The organism is Herbaspirillum sp. SJZ106 (assembly GCF_006715495.1).
Taxonomy (GTDB): domain Bacteria; phylum Pseudomonadota; class Gammaproteobacteria; order Burkholderiales; family Burkholderiaceae_D; genus Herbaspirillum.
This window is the reverse complement of sequence record NZ_VFNI01000002.1, coordinates 638,976-658,431: the sequence shown is the minus strand read 5'-3', so window position 1 is coordinate 658,431 and position 19,456 is coordinate 638,976. Positions and strand designations below refer to the sequence as shown.

The 19,456-nt window shown below is 64.5% G+C and carries 11 protein-coding genes; 3 read left to right on the top strand and 8 right to left on the bottom strand.

The window, feature by feature from the left end; translation table 11 throughout:
• Positions 1-268 precede the first annotated feature (268 nt).
• Positions 269-2,689, top strand: coding sequence for a catalase (locus tag FB598_RS08210; RefSeq protein ID WP_141913639.1), 2,421 nt, complete (start codon positions 269-271; stop codon positions 2,687-2,689).
• Positions 2,690-2,868: 179 nt separating this feature from the next.
• Here the strand turns inward: FB598_RS08210 and ligD are convergent, their stop codons facing one another.
• Together ligD and FB598_RS08200 are read right to left on the bottom strand one after the other, a co-directional pair.
• Positions 2,869-5,505, bottom strand: a complete 2,637-nt coding sequence (gene ligD / locus FB598_RS08205) for a DNA ligase D (RefSeq protein ID WP_141913640.1) — start codon at positions 5,503-5,505, stop codon at positions 2,869-2,871.
• Positions 5,502-6,509, bottom strand: a complete 1,008-nt coding sequence (locus FB598_RS08200) for a Ku protein (RefSeq protein WP_141913641.1) — start codon at positions 6,507-6,509, stop codon at positions 5,502-5,504. The genes ligD and FB598_RS08200 overlap by 4 nt, the downstream gene beginning before the upstream one ends.
• A gap of 288 nt (positions 6,510-6,797) precedes the next feature.
• Between FB598_RS08200 and FB598_RS08195 the strand changes: the two genes are divergently transcribed.
• Both FB598_RS08195 and FB598_RS08190 read left to right on the top strand, forming a co-directional pair.
• Positions 6,798-8,492 (top strand): thiamine pyrophosphate-binding protein, encoded by a 1,695-nt coding sequence (locus FB598_RS08195; protein WP_141913642.1) that lies wholly within the window; start codon positions 6,798-6,800, stop codon positions 8,490-8,492.
• A 1-nt stretch (position 8,493) separates the two neighbouring features.
• Positions 8,494-8,772 carry a hypothetical protein gene (locus tag FB598_RS08190; protein ID WP_141913643.1) on the top strand — a complete coding sequence of 93 codons (279 nt, stop codon included), beginning with the start codon at positions 8,494-8,496 and terminating at the stop codon, positions 8,770-8,772.
• Between the two features lie 217 nt (positions 8,773-8,989).
• On the opposite strand, the gene FB598_RS08185 is transcribed toward FB598_RS08190, so the two are convergent.
• From FB598_RS08185 to FB598_RS20965, 6 genes are all read right to left on the bottom strand, one after another.
• A complete protein-coding gene (locus FB598_RS08185; protein ID WP_141913644.1) occupies positions 8,990-10,879 on the bottom strand; it encodes a PD40 domain-containing protein in 1,890 nt (629 codons plus the stop codon).
• Between the two features lie 215 nt (positions 10,880-11,094).
• Positions 11,095-13,518 (bottom strand): RND family transporter, encoded by a 2,424-nt coding sequence (locus FB598_RS08180; RefSeq protein ID WP_221292265.1) that lies wholly within the window; start codon positions 13,516-13,518, stop codon positions 11,095-11,097.
• Positions 13,519-13,523: 5 nt separating this feature from the next.
• The gene (locus FB598_RS08175) at positions 13,524-14,711 is read right to left on the bottom strand and encodes a photosystem II stability/assembly factor-like protein (protein WP_255463860.1); all 1,188 of its coding nucleotides are present in this window, start codon (positions 14,709-14,711) and stop codon (positions 13,524-13,526) included.
• Between the two features lie 2 nt (positions 14,712-14,713).
• Positions 14,714-16,075, bottom strand: coding sequence for a DUF1329 domain-containing protein (locus FB598_RS08170; RefSeq protein ID WP_141913646.1), 1,362 nt, complete (start codon positions 16,073-16,075; stop codon positions 14,714-14,716).
• Between the two features lie 31 nt (positions 16,076-16,106).
• Complete coding sequence (locus tag FB598_RS08165) at positions 16,107-17,717, bottom strand: DUF1302 domain-containing protein (protein ID WP_255463859.1); 1,611 nt, start codon at positions 17,715-17,717, stop codon at positions 16,107-16,109.
• 108 nt (positions 17,718-17,825) lie between these two features.
• Positions 17,826-19,415, bottom strand: coding sequence for a methyl-accepting chemotaxis protein (locus FB598_RS20965; protein WP_141913647.1), 1,590 nt, complete (start codon positions 19,413-19,415; stop codon positions 17,826-17,828).
• Positions 19,416-19,456 lie beyond the last annotated feature (41 nt).

The following is a 19,456-nucleotide window of genomic DNA, read 5'->3' as shown; positions in this document are numbered from 1 at the left end:
GACCCGATTTCAACGGCAACGCAGGAAATGAACCTGGACGATGTCCGCCTGTTGTTCGAATAGCAGGGCTGTGCCGTGTACGCCCAGGCCTGCCGCGAATGCGGGAGCCGCGGCGCCCGCCAACTCTTCTTCAGCATGTCTGACCGCCGATGTCGGCGCCGTCTTATGGCCTGTCGTCCGACGCCTGCCTATGCTGGCAACTCTTCGTGCGCGCCCTGCGCGTTCCCTAGCCAGCCTCCCCCCACAGCATTTGAAACGAGAGTACGCCATGCCGACCAAGAAAGCTCCTGCCGCAAAAAAAACCTCCGCCTCTGGATCAGGCAAGCCCGGTTCGGGTTCGCTGCTGTCCACCATGTCGGGACCTGCCGACGGCAAGCCTGCATTTGGCGCCGGCGAGTATTCGCCGACGGCGCTGTTGCAAAAGATTGCCGGCGTCAATGCCGTCTCGGCGGGCCTGCCGAACAATCCCGCCAAGCCGGGCGAGATCGGCGCCCGGGGACGGACCGCGCCGACCGGCGCCACCGTCGAAGCCCCCGATCCGGTGGTGCATGGCAGCACCGTCACCGAAGCCCATGGCTCGGTTAAGACCGGCGCCGCGCAACCGGTGCCGGGCGCCAACGCGCTGGCCGGCTCGCTGGACCGCGTGCGCGCCGATGATAGCGGCCAGGCGCTGACCAGCAACCAGGGCGTACCCGTCTCGGACAACCAGAATTCGCTCAAGGCAGGGTTGCGCGGCCCGACCGCGATGGAAGATTTTCTCCTGCGCGAGAAGATCACACACTTCGACCACGAGCGTATTCCCGAGCGTGTAGTGCATGCGCGCGGATCGGCCGCGCACGGTTACTTCGAGTGCTACAAGGCGCTGACCGAGCTGACCTGCGCGGCCCCCTTTGCCGAGGACGGCAAGCGAACGCCGGTGTTCACGCGCTTCTCGACCGTGGCAGGCGGCGCCGGCTCGGCCGACACGGTACGCGACGTGCGCGGCTTCGCCGTCAAGTTCTATACTGACGAAGGCAATTGGGACCTGGTGGGCAATAACATCCCCGTGTTCTTCATCCAGGATGCGATGAAGTTTCCCGACCTGGTGCATGCGCTGAAGCCGGAGCCGCATTTCGGCATGCCGCAGGCCTCCAGCGCGCACGACACCTTTTGGGACTTCGTCTCGCTGATGCCGGAATCCCCCCATATGCTGCTGTGGCAGATGTCGGACCGCGCCATTCCACGCAGCTACCGCATGATGCAAGGCTTCGGCGTGCATACCTTCCGACTGGTCAATGCCGATGGCGAGTCGGTGTTCTGCAAGTTCCACTGGACGCCCAAGGCCGGCACCCATTCGCTGATCTGGGACGAAGCGGTCAAGATCGGCGGCGCCGATCCCGACTATCACCGACGCGACCTGTGGGAAGCCATCGAGGCCGGCGCCGCGCCCGAGTGGGAGTTGAGCCTGCAGGTCTTTTCCGAAGACGAGGCCGAGGGCATGCCCTTCGACATCCTCGACCCCACCAAGATCGTGCCCGAAGAGCTGGTGCCATTGATCCCGGTGGGCCGCATGGTGCTCAACCGCAATCCCGACAACTTCTTCGCCGAGACCGAGCAGGTGGCGTTCTGCACCGCGCATATCGTGCCGGGGATCGACTTCACCAATGACCCGCTGCTGCAAGGGCGCATCCATTCCTACCTGGATACCCAGATCAGCCGGCTCGGCGGGGCCAACTTCCACGAGCTGCCGATCAACTCGCCGCTGCGCGCCGTCCATAACAACCAGCGCGACGGCATGCATCGCCAGACGTTGCATCGCGGCCGTGTCGCCTACGAGCCCAATTCGCTGGGCGGCGGTTGCCCGTTCCAGGCCGGGGCCGCGGGTTTCAAGAGTTTCCCGCAGCCGGTCGAGGGCGACAAGATACGGGCCAAGCCGGAGAAGTTCGCCGATCACTATTCGCAGGCGCGGCTGTTCTGGCAAAGCCAGACTCTGGCCGAGCAGCTGCACATCGTCAACGCCTTCCGCTTCGAGCTGACTCGCGTGCAGACGCCGGCCGTACGCCAACGGGTGGTGTCGCTGCTGGTCAATGTCGATCCCATGCTGGCGCAACAGGTGGCGGAGGGACTGGGCTTGGAGGTACCGGAGGCGGCGCCCGTCTTGGTGGCGAATGCGCCTCGATATGCCGTTTCGCCGGCGCTGTCGCTGACAAGTTATCCGGGCGATACCGGCATTGCCACCCGCCGCGTGGCCGTGCTGGCCGCCGATGGCGTCGACGGCGCCATGCTCAGGCACGTCTATGAACACCTGCTGCAGCAGGGTGCGGTACCGCGACTGGTGGGGCAGAAACTGGGAGCGATCACCTGCTCGGCGGGCCAGCCCTTCCAGGTGGAGATCACGCTGTCGGCCGCGCCGTCGGCGCTGTACGACGCGGTGGCGATTCCCGATGGCGAACAGGCCGCCACGCTCCTGGCGGCCGATCCCCTGGTGGCGGAGTTCGTGCGTGACCAGTATCGCCATTGCAAACCCTTGCTGGTCGTGGGCAGCGCGAGCTCGGTGATCGACAAGGCCGAACTCCCCAATGTGTTGCCCAACGGTGATGACGACTTCTCGCTGGCGGTGGGCGATGCCGGCCAGTTGCCCGAGCTGTTGCAGCAATTTGTCGAGGCGCTGGCCGGACAGCGCGAGCTGGGCCGCGAGGCGTTGGCGTGAGGGCGGCAGGCGTCGGGAGCGGCGCGGGTCCGGCCCTCATCTTCCGACGCTGCCCCGCTGTCGGAAGATGCCCGGCGGAGATGGCGCCCTGTGTCGATAGCCCTGCGCCGCCGTTCTGATTAATCAGGAAACACCCGAGGCTGCAACCACGAACAGCACGAAGTGAATGGATGCTTTGTTTATTTAGCCAGAGCGGGGAATACCTTCAATGCTCCTTCGGTCAGCCGCTGATTGGATTTTTCAATGTTTTTCCAAGGATCACTTCTTTGCAGTATTTGCACGCGGTCGGCCATATTGGCAACGCGGAATCTGTCGGGCCCGGTTCCGTCCTCAAGCTCCTCCCAGGTGATCGGTACCGAGACCGGCGCGCCATCCCTGGCCCGTACCGAATAGGCGGCCACGGTGGTTGAACCGGGCGCATTGCGCAGGTAGTCGACGAAAATCTTGCCGCCGCGCGCAGCCTTGGTCATGCGCGCGATGAAGCGATCCGGAAGGTGGCGCGCCAGATGCGCTGCCACGCGGTGCGCCCAGTCCTTGACGATGTCCCAGCCATGCTCCGGCCGGATCGGCACGATCAGGTGCAGTCCCTTGCCGCCCGAGGTCTTGAGGAAGGACTCCAGCCCCATCTCCTGCAACAGGCCGCGCAGAAGCTGGGCGCCTTCCACCACCGTCGGCCACTGCACGTCGGGCGCCGGATCGAGATCGAACACGACACGGTCCGGCTGCATCAGCGCGCGCCCGGTGGCGCCCCAGGAATGCAGTTCCAGCACGCCCATCTGCACCGTCGCCACTAATCCGGCGACATCGTTGACCATCATGTACTGCGCCGTGCCATCGCCTTCCGGCACCTCGATCGGCGCGATGGCATCCGGCATGCCCTGGCCGGCGTGCTTCTGGAAAAAACACTTGCCGGCATGGCCTTCCGGACAGCGCACCAGCGACAGCGGGCGCTGCTTCAACTCAGGCAAGATCCAGCGCGCCACGCTCTGGTAGTAGCGCGCCAACTCCAGCTTGGTCAGGCCGGTATCGGGGAACAGGATTTTTCCGGGATGCGTGAGCTTGACGCCTTCCACCGTCACCGGCGCCGACTGGTCGATCTGCCTGGCCCGGTTGCGGGCGCCGGTTTTCTTGCGGGACGAACCGCTCTTCGCAGCGCCGCCGTCGCTCATCGCCGGCGCGCTGTGCTGCTCGGTTTCGCGCACGATGTCGCGTGGTTTCTTGTCCTCGCGCAACGCGACAAAGGTGCCATGTCGCACGATGCCGGCCTGGGTCCATTGCGCAAACTTCACCTCGGCTACCAGCTTCGGTGCGATCCAATGCATGCCGCGCAGTTGCCTGCCACCCGGCGGGTTGGCGAAGGCCGGATGATCTTGCTCCAGCGACTTGAACTGCTTCAGCAACGAAGCCAGGAGCCGTTCGTCGAAACCGGTGCCCACGCGGCCCGCGTAACGTAAGGCGCCGTCGCTGTCGTAGACGCCGACCAGGATGGCGCCGAAGCCGCTGCGTTGTCCAGCCGGATCGGTGTAGCCGCCGATCACGAACTCCTGGCGCCGCTCGCACTTGATCTTGAGCCAGTTGCGGTCGCGCCGCCCGGTATAGGGGGCATCCACGCGCTTGGCGACGATCCCCTCCATGCCGTGCCGACAGGCATGCCTGAATACTTCGCTCGCGTGGCCGACGATATGCTCGCTGTACAGCAGCAGGCCCTCTTCGTCAGCGCCGGGGATCAGCTCGCGCAGCAGCTGCTTGCGTTGGAGTAGCGGCAGTTCGCGCAGGTCATGGCCGTTCAGGTATGGCAGGTCGAAAGCATACAGCGCCAGGCGCACGCCATCGGCCTGCTGCCGCTCGCCGTTGGCGTAGTTCTGCAGCGCCTCGAAGCTGATGCCGCCATGCTGGTCCAGCGCCACTACCTCGCCATCGATCCAGGCATCGTCTAGCGGCAGCTTTTCCAGCGCGCGCACCAGTACCGGCCAGCGTTTGCTCCAGTCCAGGCCTTCCCGGGTATAAATGGCGGCGTGCCCCCCGGCGATACGGCACAAGCCCCGATATCCGTCGAACTTCATCTCCGACAGCCATTCGTCGCCGTCCGGCGCCTGTGCCGCCAGCGTGGCCAGTTCCGCCTCAATGCGGGCCGGCATGCGCGCAGGCTTGAGCGCGGACTTGGGCGCAGCGGCCTGCACCGGCCCGGCCTTGGGCCTGAACGTCGATTGGGTGGACCTGCGCGCTTTCTTCGGCGGCCCGTCGCCCCGGCCGGCCACGCTTTCCGGGCGCAGATCTGTGATGGCGGCCTGCTTGCCGCGCTGGGCGGCGCCGTCATCTTCCTTGATCAGCAGCCAGTTTTCCTTGCCGTGATCGTCGGCATGGCCCATGCGCACCAGCGCCCAGCGGCCTTCCAGCTTTTCGCCGCGCAGCTCGAAGGCCAGATGACCTTTCTTCAGACCGGCCTGGGGGTCGCCTGCGGGCGCCCATTCGCCGCGATCCCACAACACCACGTGACCGGCGCCGTACTGGTGCTCGGGGATGTCGCCCTCGAAGCTGCCATAGTCCAACGGATGGTCTTCCACCCGCACCGCCAGGCGCTTGTCGTGCGGGTCCAGGCTGGGCCCCTTGGGTACGGCCCAGCTCTTGAGCACGCCGTCCAGTTCCAGCCGGAAATCGTAGTGCAGGCGGCGCGCATGGTGGCGCTGGATAAAGAATTGCAGCCTGTCGGGCGTAGCGCGCTTGCCCACCTTGCGCTCAAGCGTGCCACCCGACGGCTCGGGCGTGATGCTGAAGTTGCGTTTGGCGCGATAGCGGTCGAGATGATTGGCGCTCATGCCTGAGCCCTCCTCGCGCCACTGCGGCCGGATGCGGTGCGTGCGGCGGATTTGGCGGCATTGTGCTTGACCCCGGACTTGGTCGCGGCCGCTTTCTTTGCGGCCGGCTTGCGGGCCGGCAGCTTGTGGACGCTGGCGCCCTTCGCGGCGCGGGGCTTGGCCGGCGCATCATTGGCCGCCTGGCGCGACGCGCCGGCGCTCTTGCCTCGCCCTTCCAGGCTGCCCTTGAGCAGGGCCATCAAGTCCACCACCTTGCCGCTGCCCGGAGAAGCGACGGACTGTTCCTCCGGTTCGGCCACTTCGTGGGTCTGGCCGCTTTTGATCTTCTTGTTGATAAGGGCCAGCACATCGTCGCGATAGGTGTCGCGGAATTGCTCCGGCGCCCAGTCGGCCGACATGTGCTCGACCAGCGCCCGCGCCATTTCCACTTCCTGCTTCGACACTCCGGATTTCTTCGCGGTGCGCGACGGCACCGCAATGTCGTCCGGCGCGCGCAGTTCGGTCGGGTAGCGCAAGGTGATCAGGTTCAGCATCTCGCCCTGCGGCAGCAGCGCCGCCAGGTGCTGGCGCGTGCGGATCACGATCTGGGCGATGGCCATCTTGCCGCTCGCCAGCAGGGTTTCGCGCAACAGGGTATACGCCTTGTCGCCAACCTTGGCCGGCGCCAGGTAGTACGGCTGTTCGTAATACAGGATCGGCACCTGCCCGACCTCGACGAAACTCTGGATATCGATGCTCTGCGTAGCCTCGACATTGGCGCGGCGCAGGTCCTCGTCGGACATCAGCACGTATTTCCCCTCTTCGTATTCGTAGCCCTTGATGATGTTTTCCCACGACACTTCGCGCCCGGACTTCTTGTTGACGCGCTTGTAGCCAACCGGCGCCAAGTCACGACGGTCGAGCATGTGAAAGTCCAATTCGTCCTTCTTTTCGGCGGTGTAGAGCTCGACCGGAATGTTGATCAGGCCGAAGCTGATCGCTCCCGTCCACAATGCGCGGCGCATGGCTGTCTCCGTTATCGTCATCACTCATGGAACATTATCGAAGCGCGTGTGGCGCGGCGCAGTCGGCCGGTGGATGAAGGGAGCGTAGGAATACGCCCGAAGCAGCCGTTGAATGCCGGTCTCTTGCTGTTCATCAAGGCGAATCGGCCGCAGGAAGATCCGGCTTTCCTACAGTGAGACTTTCCTACAGGGATTTACCGCTCCCGCCGATACATGCCGGATGCCGACGGGATTAGTCTCAAACGAACACCATTTCGCTGTATCCCATTCACTTTTGATGGAGCCGCCATGTCCGCCACCGTAGCAGAAACCCTCATCGACACGCTTTACCGGATCGGCGTGCGCCAGATCTTCGGCGTAGTCGGCGACGCCTTGAACCCGCTCACCGAAGCCATCCGCCGCGACAAGCGCATCGAATGGATCGGCGTACGCCACGAGGAAGGCGCGGCGCTGGCCGCTTCCGGCCAGGCCAAGCTGACCGGGCAGCTGGCTGTATGCTGCGGCACCACCGGCCCGGGTTCCAACCACCTGGTGGCCGGCCTGTACGAAGCGCGCAAGGATCATGCACCGGTGTTGGCGATCTCTGGCGGCGTACCGGCCGCCAGGCGCGGCACCGACTACCTGCAGGAAAATACGCCGGACATCCTGTTCCGCGACGTGGCCTGCTACACGCAGACCGTGACCAGCGCGGAGCAGGCGCCCGCCGTGTTCCACCAGGCTATCGCCCAGGCCTATGCGCAACGCGGCGTGGCCCACCTGAACATTCCGGCTGACGTGATCGGCGCCAAGGTGGCGGAAACAGTGCCCAGCCTCGCCACGCTGCGCCGGCGTACCGACTTGGCGCCGGACCAGGCAGAGATCGACGCTGCCGCCAAGCTGATCAACGAGGCGAAGACGGTCGCCATTTTCGCCGGCAACGGCTGTCGCGACGCCATCGATGACGTGCTGGCGCTGGCCGCCAAGCTGCAGGCGCCGGTGATGCATACCTTCAAGGCCAAGGACATGGCCGCTTTCAACCATCCGCACTGGATCGGCGGCGTCGGCCTGATCGGCGGCGCGCCCGGCACCGATGCGCTGCATGATGCCGAGCTGATGCTCATGCTCGGCTCAGACTATCCCTATTCCGAATTCCTGCCGACCAAGAACCGCGTAATCCAGATCGACGAGCGAGGCTTCGTGTTGGGCCGGCGCGCGCCGGTGGAGCTGGGCATCACCGGCTCGGTGGCGCCCGCGGTGAAGCAGCTGCTGGCGCAGGTAGAGGGCCAGACTGACAGCGCCTTCCTCAACAAGGTTAATGCCGACCGCGAGAAATGGAACGCCTCACTGGATCGCGATGCCGAGACAAAGCGCCACAGCAAGAAGATCAAGCCGCAGCGCGCCGCACGCCGCTTGGGCGACCTGGCGCAGGACGATGCGGTGTTCGTAATCGACACCGGCGTGGTCACGCTATGGTGCGGCAACTGGATCCGCCAGAGCGGGCGCCAACGTATCCTCGCCTCGTTCAACAATGCCGCGGTCGGCACCTCACTGGGCCAGGCCAACGGCATCCAGGCGCTGGACCGCGCGCGCCAGGTGGTGGTAGCGGTCGGCGACGGCGGCTTCACAATGCTGCTGGGCGAGTTCATGACCAGCGTCGAGCACAAGCTGCCGGTCAAGGTGATCGTGTTCAACAACCGTGAATGGGGCCTGGTGCATCTGGAGATGGAAGAAGCCGGGCTACCGGCCTTTGAAGGATCAGAATTTCCCAACCCGGACTTCGCCGCCTTCGCCCAGGCCTGCGGCGCACAGGGTTTCACCGCGCGCACTTCCGATGAACTCGACAACGGCATCGCGCAGCTGCTGGCCGCACCCGGCCCGGCGGTGTTGAACGTCTTCATCGATGCCGCCGAGCTGCCGACCATGCCGCACATCAAGATAGAGCAGATCTGGCGCTTCGGCATGGCCAAGGTACGCGAAAGCCTGATCTCGATGAAAGGAGGCTGACATGAATTCACCGGCCAATTCCGATGCCGTTGTTGAGCGTCAGCGCGAGCACTATGCCGAAGAGTTACGGGCCCGCTTCACCGACTATAAACGATGGGCAATGACCAACTGGCCGGTCAAAGAGCAGGCACTGACCGACGCTGCCTTCGTAGCCGCCGAGCGCGAGCTGGAACTGATTACCGGTGCGATGCTGCATCCCGGCCGCAAGCCGGATACGGCTTCCATGGGCACTGGGCAGCAGTCACAGTTTGAAGATGTGACCCCGGCACCTTGGCCTTGAGTGATGTTGATCTTCTCGCAGAAGTCCACCTCTCCATTTGGCCCGCTTTCCATTGCCTACTGAAGGCAGCCAGCCGGTCGTGCGATCCTTCATATTCCTGCCCTCTCAAGTCCAGGAGCATCTGTATCAGGGTTTTTGCTTGCCGGATTTCGCCGCCTGAAGTGCCGCGGCTCCCCGTCCGTCATCGCCGGAAAGGAAAGCCGCCCGCATCTCAGACTTAGCTCTGCGGCACGTAAAGCGGCATCGAGTCTTCCCACCGGCTATCGGTCAGGATGCGCTTGTCCGTCCCATCCGCATTCATGATGTAGATCTGGCCATATTGCTGGAAGGTCTGGTCGTACAGCGCCGCTTCATCCCGGAAACCATGCTGCGAACCGCTCCACATGATGCGGCCGTCCGCAGTCCAGACAGCGTGGCCGTCGCTGGACTCATGGTCGGTACAGCGGAACAGGCCGCTGCCGTCGGGGCGGATGGTATAGACGTCGTAGTTGCCGTCATCGCGCCTGCGGGTGAACACGATGCGCCGGCCGTCCGGCGACCATCCTGGCATGTTGTCCATACCTTCGGTCAATACGCGGATCTTCTTCGTGTCCAGGTTAAGGATACGCAAGCCCTTTTCCCTCTGGCTCCAGACGCGGTAGACCAGTTCCTGGCCATCGGCCGAATAGCTCGGAAAGCCAGAATGGATGCTGCCGTCGGTCAATTGTTCGGCGCCGGTGCCGTCGCGGCGCACGCGCCACAATGCGGCCGTCATGGTGTTGCGCTCGAAGAACCAATAGCCCAGGCCGAAAGCGACCCACTCGCCATCCGGCGACCAGCACGGCTGGAAAGCGCCCGCCAGGCCCATGCGCACCTTGGCCTCGTTGAGCCCATGTCCGGATGATTCGAACAGCTTGCGCTTTTGCGATCCATCCGGGCGCATGACAAACAACGAACTGTTGCCCAACTGCTTCTCGGTGAATACGATCCAGCCGTCGCGCGACATCAGCGGGTAGACATCGACATGCCGGTACTCCCATTCCGGATCCCAACTGAAGAGCGGCTTGAGCAGCGGGCGGATCGGCTGGAACGATACCTTTTCGTAGATGACCGACTTTCCGTCCCGGGTCCAGCTCGGGGAGCGGATGAAGGTCTTCTTGCATGGGGCGCGGTCCGAGGTGTAGGCCAAGCCTTCGTTCGGGCCGTACTTGATCAGGTAGCCGATCTCCGAATTGCTCAGAAATTGCGGCGACAACTTGAGATCGTTGCCGCTGGTGTGCTCGATACGATGGCCGCTGGCCACGTCGACCGACACGATCTGGGAGAATGCCTTGCCGTAGTAGTTCGGGCGGCGCGCGCCCCATGTCGCCTCGACTGTCATCTCATAAAACACGATGCGCTTGCCGTCTGGCGACCATTTTGGCGAGCCCAGGCAATAGCCAGGCTTGGAAGCCACCTTGCGAAAGCCCGTGCCGTCCGGGCGGATAATGTAGATGCCCAGTTCCTGCGTATGCTCCCAGCCCTGCCCCTTATCGTGGCCGGTCCATTCAGTGTTGCGGTCGCTGGAGAAAGCGATCCACTGGCCGTCAGGCGACCACGAAGGACGAAAGTAGCAATCGGGCTTCCCTTCCTTGCCGCGCACATCGCCCACGCCGGTCAACTGCTTTTGGCGGCCGGTATAAATATCCATCAGCCAGATGTTGGCGCGGTAGCCGTTGCGGGTGGAAACGAACGCCAGTGTGCGGCCGTCGGGCGAAAGATCGGCTGCGTCTTCCATCGAATCGCTGTCGACCAGCGGCGCGATGCCGGTGCCGTCCGGCCGGGCCCGGAAGATATCCGACTGGCCGTCGCCGCGGCGCTCGGAAGTAAACAGCAGCCATTGGCCGTTGGAAGAAAGGCTGCCGTTATATTCATAGGCGGAATCGGCCAGCAGCTTGCGCTCGTCGGAGCCGTCCGGGTTGGCGGCGTACAGTTCGGAAACCGATGGCGCGATGCGATTCATCAGCATCACTCCTTTTTTCGGCAACGCCGCACTTGCGGCGGCCTGGGCCTTCGCCAACGGCGCCAGCGGCAATTGCGCCGCCAGGGTGCCTGAACCGAACAGGCGAAGGATGGTTCTGCGATCCATGAAGTGCTCCTCATCGTAGTTATTGATTCACGGTATGGCCGTTGCTGCCCGTAGCGCGAAAACGGAAGGAATTTCCCCGCGCCAGTTGCGCCAACGGTGCCAAGAATAGTTGCGGTACCGGGCCGTGTCATTAAACAAAAGTTAAATTCACCGGTACTTTCCAAAAGGCCGGTCCGCCCCGGCGCCGTTGCCGGCGCAGGCGGAGGCTTCTGGGTTCAGTGTCCGAGAACAGGCGACGGCGCAGCGGCGTGGCTTGCGTCATCAGCCCACAGCGGCGCGGCCGGCTTCAACAGAAAGTGCGCCAGCGCGGGCAGCAGCACTAGCGCCCCGATCATGTTGACGATGAACATAAAGGCCAGCAAGATCCCCATGTCCGCCTGGAACTTGATCGGCGAAAACGCCCAGGTCGCCACCCCCAGCGCCAGCGTCACGCCGGTAAGCATCACCACGCGGCCGGTGAACAGCAACGCCTGGCGGTAAGCCTCGGCCAGGGTGCGGCCCTGGCGCATCTGCGCCAGGATGATGCTCAGCACGTACAGCGCATAGTCCACGCCGATGCCCACCCCAAGCGCCACCACTGGTAGCGTCGCCACTTTGAGCCCGATGTCCAGCCACACCATCAGCGCCTCGGCAAGGATCGATGTCAACGCCAGCGGAATGATCGCGCAGGCCACCGCCCGCCACGAGCGGAAAGTGAAATACGCCAGCGCCACCACTGCGGCATATACCAGCAGCAGCATTTCGTGATTGGCTTTTTCCACGACAGCGTTGGTCGCCGCCTCAAAGCCGGCATTGCCGGCAGCCAGCAGGAATTGTGCGTCCTTGCTGTCGTTCTCCTTGGCGAAGGCCTCCACTTCCGCACTGACGCGGCGCAGGGTCGCCGCCTTGTGGTCGGCCAGGTAAACCTGTACCTGCAGCAACGAAAAATCGGAATTGACCAGGCTGCGCGGCGCCCGCGAACTGGCCGTGTTCAACGCCGCCTGGTTCGGCTGCAACTCGTACCAGCGCGGATTGCCCTCGTTCATCGCCACCGCCGTCTGGCGTGCCAGGGAAGCCACCGACTGCGTGGTTTCGACGCCGGCCACCTGGCGCAAGCGCCATTCAAGATCGTCCACGCGTTCCAGCACGGCATGCTTCATCGCTCCCTGGACAGGAGTCCTGACCATCACCACCATGACATCGCTGCTGGTGCTGTAGTGCTGCGTGAGGTAGGCATTATCGCGGTTGTAGCGCGACTGCGGCCGCAATTCCGGCGCCCCGGCATCGAGGTCGCCCACCTGCAGCATGCGGCTGGCATACAGGCCATACGCCCCAAGCAACGCCGCCGCCATGATGGTGCAGACGGCCCAGCGCGGCTGCGTGAACTTGCACAGGAAGCGCCACAGCGTAAACCGCTCCGCGACCTGCTGCTCGGCCAACGCGGCGCGACGGGCGGCGCGAGGGTTCACGCCGGTATAGCTCAGCAACACCGGGAGTACGATCAGATTGGTGAAGATCAGGATCGCCACACCCAGACTGGCGGTGATTGCCAGGCGGCGGATGGACTGGATGTCCAGCATCATCAGCACCGCAAAACCGACCGCGTCGCACGCCAGCGCGGTGAAGCCGGCCGTGAACAAGCGGCGGAAGGTATACCGCGCGGCGACCAGGCGCGGCATGCCGCGGCCGATGTCCTGCATGATCCCGTTCATCTTCTGCGCGCCGTGGCTCATGCCGATGGCGAACACCAGGAACGGCACCAGCACTGCGTAGGGATCGAGCGCATACCCCAACAGCGGCAGCAATCCCAGTTGCCACACCACGGCGATCAGCGAACACGCCATCACCAGGAAGGTGCTGCGCAGGCAGCGGGTGTACCAGAACACGATCACCGCGGCAATCAGCGCCGCCAGGCCGAAGAAGGCCAGCACTTGCAGCAGGCCGGCCAGCAGATCGCCCGCCACCTTGGCGAAGCCGGTGATATGGATCGCGATCTCGTCGCCGTTGTATTTGTCGCGCAGCTTTTCCAGTTGCTGCGACAACGCCGCGTAGTCCAACTCGGCGCCGTCCTCGCCGCGTTCCGCCAGCGGCACGATCAGGGCGCTCGACTGGAAGTCGCGCGCCACCAACTGACCCACTTCGCCCGAGCGCTCGATGTTCAACCGCACCCGCGCCAGCGCCGCGGCCGAGCCATCGTAGTCGTCGGGAATCACGGTGCCGCCTTCGAAACCGCGCTCGGTGACGGCGGTCCAGCGGGTCGAGGGCGTCCACAGCGATTTGAGCTGGCCGCGCACCACGCCCGGCAACAGGAACACGTCGTCGTTGATATGGCGCAGCGCGGCCAGGTAGCGCGCATCGAGCACGCTGCCTGCGCCTTTGTGCTCGACCACGATGCGCAGGCTGTTGGCCTGCGACACCAGTTTCTTGCGCTCGGCCAGATAGTTCTGCAGGTAGGGATGGTTCAGCGGCAACATGCCGTCGAAGCTGGCATTAGGCACGATGCGTCCGGCCTGCCAGCCCAGCAGCAAGGTCGCCAGCAGGCACAGCGCCAGCAGCCAGCGGCGATGGCCGAAGACAAAACGTTCGAGGCGGTTGCCTGAATCCGGGTCGAAAGGAATCGTGTCCTGCTGCGTATGCGACGTATGCGGCGTATGGTGCATGGTATTCATGGTTTGGGGACGGCGGCGAGGGCTGCCTGGGCGGAACGGTTGGAAGGGGAAGCGCCGGCCAGCGCGAAGGCCAGTTCTTCAGGCGCGATACGCAGCAAACCACGCGTTCCGACCAGCACCAGCGCGCCATCCGGCGCCAGCGCGGCGCCGGTGAACGGGAAGCGTGTCTTCATCGGCAGCAGCGAAAAGCTCTGCCCCTGGTCGCGACTGGCCACCACCTGCCCGGTCGCTCCCAGCAGCAGGACGGTTTCATCGGGCAACTGCAATCCGGCCAGCAGCGAAGCATCCACCGGAGTCTGCAGCTCCACCCACGGCGCGCCCGGCCGGGCGCTGCGGTAGACCTTGCCGCGCAGGCCAAACAACATCAGCGCGCCGCTCCTGAGCGGCAGCCCCCCGAACAGGCTGCCGGCCATCGGCGCCTGCTGTGCCGCGAACCGATCCTGCGGGTTATCGGCCGCACGCAGCAGCAACCCCTGTTCGCCGAACAGGAATTGCTCCTGTTGGCGCGCCACGGCGCCGTAAATGGTTGCGCCATTGGGATTGGGCAGATCCTTCATCTGCGCCTGCCAGGTACAGCCCCGGTCGGCGCTGGCGAAGGCCAAGCCATACGCGCCTACCACCAGCACGCTGCCATCGGGACGCAGGCGGATATCCAGGAAAGGCTTGTCCGCGCCCTCATCCACCAGGCGCTGCGCGTCTTCCAGCAGAAGGTTCAGCGGATGGTCGGCATTGGCCGGGTCGGGCCTGACGGCATCCCACGCCTGTTGCGCCGATTGCTCGGCCAGTGCAGCGGCGGCCTGGCCGTCCAACACCTTCGTCCAGCTGGCGCCGCCATCGTCGCTGCGCAGGACGACCCCCATATTGCCGACTGCCCACCCTTGGCGCTGGTCGGCGAAACGCAGCGCGGTCAAGGTTACGCTGACCGGCACGCGCGCCTGTGACCAGTGCCGGCCGGCATCGTCGGAATAGATGATGAGGCCGCGTTCGCCCGCGACCACCAGGCGCTTGCCGGCACGTTCGATAGCCAGCAGGTTGGCCTGTGCCGGATGGGTGACGGCAATTGCCGGACGCTGCAAGGCAGATGGCAGCGTATCGGCGGCATTGGCGTCCACAGCCAGCAGCGCCGCCGCGATGGCGGCAACCACGGCGGCGCGGCGCGTGAAGAGCTGAAACGGCGACTTCATGGTCAACGCACACCGCCGCTGGCCAGCGCGCTGGAGGTGAAGCGGCTCAATTGCTTGGCATCGAAATCCTGGTATGCCACGCCGCCGGTTTCATTGATCGCCGCCGCGTATACCCAACCGCCGGTCAGCAGGTCGAACCAGGTATAGCTCAGCGTGCTCGCGGAAGGCTCGTCGCCGGCCAGGAGCGTGAAGGCCTGGCCTGTCTTCCACAGCTTGCCTTGCGCATCCCAGGTATCGGCCAGCACGGCTTGCCAGGTGTCTTCGTCCAGGTACAGGCGGCGCTTGGCGGCTACATTACGCTTGCCGTCGCGCAGCGTGGCTTCCAGCACCCACACGCGATGCAGTTCCCAGCGCACGGCATCCGGATTGAGCGTCCCCTTGCCGATGACGTCGTTGACCGGCTTGAGAAACAGGCCGTTGTTGTTGTAAGGGATATAGATCTCGCGCTTTCCGACCAGCTTGACGTTGTAACGATCCTGCGCGCCGATGAACAGATTGACGTCATCGAAATTGGCCAGGCCGGCGGCCGATGCGTCCGGCGTGTCGTAGACCAGGGACGGCGACTTGCGCACGCGACGCTGGCCTGGAACGTATTGCCAGCCATCCTTGGGCTTGCTGTAGTTATCGACGTAATCGATGGTCATCATCGCCTGTCCGGCATTGGCCGGCGGCTCGGTGATGTCCAGGCGCGCACGCGCCCACTCCCCGCTGAACGCGTTCGCCTTGCCTTTCATGTCGTAGAACGGATAGGCCAGGCTGGTGCGCTGGCGGTTGGTCAGGACGCGTTCTCCGCCGGCGGTCATCACGTACTTGTCGGCAGTAAAGCTGGTGAGCTGGCCGCGGTAGCTCAGCATGTGGTTCCACAGCGCCTCATGGCCGCTCTTGGGAACCGGAAACGGAATGCCGCCATAGGCGCCTTCCACCGTCAGACCGTCGTTGACCAGCTTGGCGCGGGTAGCGTTTTGCGCCACCGCATCATAGATCGATTGCGGAAACACCGCGCTGCGGTGGGTCGGATAGACATCCACGCGCATGCCCGGCCATTTCGCCAGCAACGCCTTGGTGCCGTCGGTCAGCTTGTCGGCATGCTGCGCGACGTTGGCGGCAGTGATCGATACCACCGGCTTTTCCGACGCGAACGGATCCGGCCGCCGGTTGTTGGCGCCCACGGGCGTATTGACCGCCTTGCCGTCCCAGGCAGGGATGCTGCCGTCCTTGTTGCCGGCGCGTTCGGCGCCGTATGGCGTCAGCGTCCCCGACTTCAGGTTGGGGGCGCCCTGCGCCGCCGCATCGGCCATGCCAAGGCCGGCAACCAGTCCGAGGACCAGCCAGGCGCGGGTAGGTTTGGAAAATGGCGCTTTCATGAGTGTGTCTCCTTGTTCGTTCTATGTTGGATCAGAAGCTGGCTTGCAGGCTCAGGCGCATGTAGTCGCGGTCCAGCAGCGGCTGCGTGCTCGCATTGCCGAGATAGGTGATCAGCGACAAGTTGGCCGTCCACTTGTTGAGATACACGCCGGTCAGGCCGACGATGAATTCTCCGCCATGGTCCGGGCTGCCGGAGAACGGGAAGGCGGTATCGATGACCGACTTGCCCTTGAACGACCAGCCGAGGTTCAGCGGCAGGCTCACGTCCAGACCCGGCGCCACCTGGTACCAGGTCGGCGTAAAGACGACGCGTCCGCCATAGCTGTTCTTGTTGAGCGAGGTGTCGACCTTGTCGGCGTTGCGATCGGCGCTGTTGAGATGGTTGGCCGACAATTCGCCCACCACGCTGGCGCCGTCCCACATCGACGAGGCGCCGGTGACAATCGTCGTCGACAGGTTCAGGTGCGCGGTGCGGCCGGTCGGATAAGGCACATTGCTGGCCAGCCAGCCTGCGCTGGCGCCGGCCGGGATGACGACCGTTCCCGATTTCGCCACCAGTGGCTGGCCGAAGCGCATCGAAGCTTCCAGCCCGACGTTGGCGATGCCGACCAGGCGCGAGATGCTGGCACCGATGGACTTCACGTTGTTCGGCACGGCCAGGTAGTAGCGGCCGGTGGAGGCCTGGGTCACCACCTGTGTCGAAGTATCGTTGTAGCGGATGGCATAGAAGCCCAGATCGGCGTCAAGCCATTCGCTGCGAGTGTTAAGCGCGACACCGAAGTTGTTGGGCAGAGAACCCTTGACCATGCCGGCATACTTAAGCTTGAGGGGGCCCGCGTAGATCGATTCGGCGCCGTCGCCCAGCATGTCGGTGGAGCTCAGGTAGCTGCCGGCCGGATGCAGTCGGGTGGGGCGGTATTTGAACTGGTAATAGGCCTCGACGCTGGTATCGTCGGTGAGCTGCAAAGTTCCCGACAACTGCGGCACCGGAATAGTGGTTTCCTTGGCCTGGGCGCCGGGAATGGAGAGCTTGTACAAGTCGATCGGCGCCATCCCCTTGGCGATGCCGTTCATGCCGAAGAACAGCGTCGTCCCCCAGATAAGCGAGTGCTGGCCCAGCCGGTAGGACAACGTGGCATCGCCTAGCTGGTGCCGGTTGAAGACGAACCAGTCGAGCATCTCGGCATTGTTGCCGGCGATGCGGCGCGTCTCCCCGGAGAACTGGTTATAGGGCGAATTGACATTGTTGCTGGTGCCCGGAGAGGTATTGGCGGTGCCGCTGTTATAGACCGTGTCGTACCATGCAGCGCCCGACAAGCGCAGGCCCATGCCATCCTTCTGGATGTCGAATTCGGAGAGCAGGTCGATCCGGTTCGAGATCAGCCCCCGGTTGAAATTGCGATCCCCATCGTCATTGTTGGCCTTGCCCGTCCCGTTGGTCAGCTCTGCCCTGGGCGAACCGATGCGATAGCCGGCACTGTACTTGACGGTGTTGTCCCAGCGCGTCTGCCAGTCGCCGCCTGGATTGAGGTCGAGCGCGTGGGCCGAAGCGCTGGCCACCAGCGTGCCGGCCATCGCGGCGAATGCCTTGAACGAGGTTCTCTTGTTTTCCGATGCGATTTTCCTTGCGTGCTGTTGCATGTCGTCTCCCTTGTTTATCGTTGTCATCGTTACATCTGTGCGCCGGATGCCTCCGGACGCATTCCGGCGCGTGCGCCGGAGAAATCGGCCTGGATTGCGCAGCCTGGCTCAACCGGCGGCGACCAGCGCGTCCCCCGGTGCCGCGCCGTCCATGATGTCCGCGCGTGCGATCTTGAACACCGCCATCGCGTCGACCAGATCGCCGGCCTGCCGCGTCAAGTCCGAAGCGGCGGCGGCGATCTCTTCCACCATCGCCGCGTTCTGCTGGGTCGCGCGGTCCATTTCGGCAACGGCCTCGCCGATCTGCGCAACGCCGGCCTCCTGCTCCGAACTGGCGGTGCTGATTTGCGTCACGATCCCGGCCACCCGACCGATACTGGTCACGACGTCGGTCATGGTGCGGCCGGCCTGGTCGACCAGCGCCGCGCCCTGCTCCACGCGCTCGACGCTGGTATTGATCAGTTGCGCAATCTGCCTGGCGGCTTCGGCGCTACGGCCAGCCAGCGAGCGCACTTCCGCCGCCACCACTGCGAAGCCGCGTCCTTGCTCGCCGGCCCGGGCCGCTTCCACCGCCGCATTCAACGCCAGTATGTTGGTCTGGAACGCGATGCCGTCGATCACGCCGATGATGTCGGCGATGCGGCGGCTGCTTTCGTTGATCCCCTTCATGGTTTCCACCACCTGGCCCACCACTTCCCCGCCCTGTACCGCGACCTGCGAAGCATCCATCGCCAGATGCTTGGCCTGATGCGCGTGGTCCGCGTTCTGCCGTACCGTGGCGCCCAACTCCTCCATTGACGAAGCCGTTTGCTCCAGCGCCGATGCCTGCCGTTCGGTGCGCACGCTCAGGTCCCGGTTGCCATGGGCAATCTCCGCGCTGGCGGCCGCTACGGCTTCGGCCCCCTGGCGCACCGTTCCGACAACCTGCACCAGAGCCCCCTGCATCGCCCCCAGCGCCTGCAGCAGGGGACTGATCTCATCACGGCCGCCGTCCTTGGGCGAAGCGCTCAGGTCCCCGTCCCGCACTCCCTGCGCGATCACCTGCGCTTCACGTACCCGGCGCCCCAGGACACGCGCCACATGCCAGGAAAACCCGAGCAGCGCGCAGGCCAGCAGCGCCACAGCGCCGGCCAGCATGCTGCTGATGGCGATCGCATTGGCCTCGATCTGTTGCACCTCCTCGAGCAGGCGCTCGCTCTGGCGCTTTTTTTCCGCCGCCAGCGCCGAAAGGAATTGCCCGCGCGCCGACATCGTCTTGCCCGACAGGAAGGCATAGGCTTCGTCCATGCGGCCGGACCGGATCAACGCCAGGTTTTCCCCTCCCACCTTCCAGAATTGCCCGCTGTATTCGGCGGCGTTGGCAAAAAAGGCATTGCCTGCATCGAACGCGGCATTGCGCTTGTACTCGGCCAGAACCTCGTCGATATGCTGGCGCCCCTTGTCCACGTCGGCCAGGGTCTGCGCCACCTTGTCCGGCGCCTTGCTCAACATGGCGTCACGCATCTGCAGCGAGACTCGGGTCATGGCCAGCTCCATGTCGGCCACGCGCATCAGTTGCCGGGTGCGCTCGGCGCTGGCGCGCCGCGCCAGCATCGCCACTTCGTTGAGGGACATCCAGCCGTAAACCGCCACACCAGCCAGCGCCAGCACCAGCACTGCGCACACGATGAACAACCGTCTTGCAATACTCAGTTTCATGAGGAACGCCTCGTTAGCTCTTCCACCGAGGGAAATCGCGG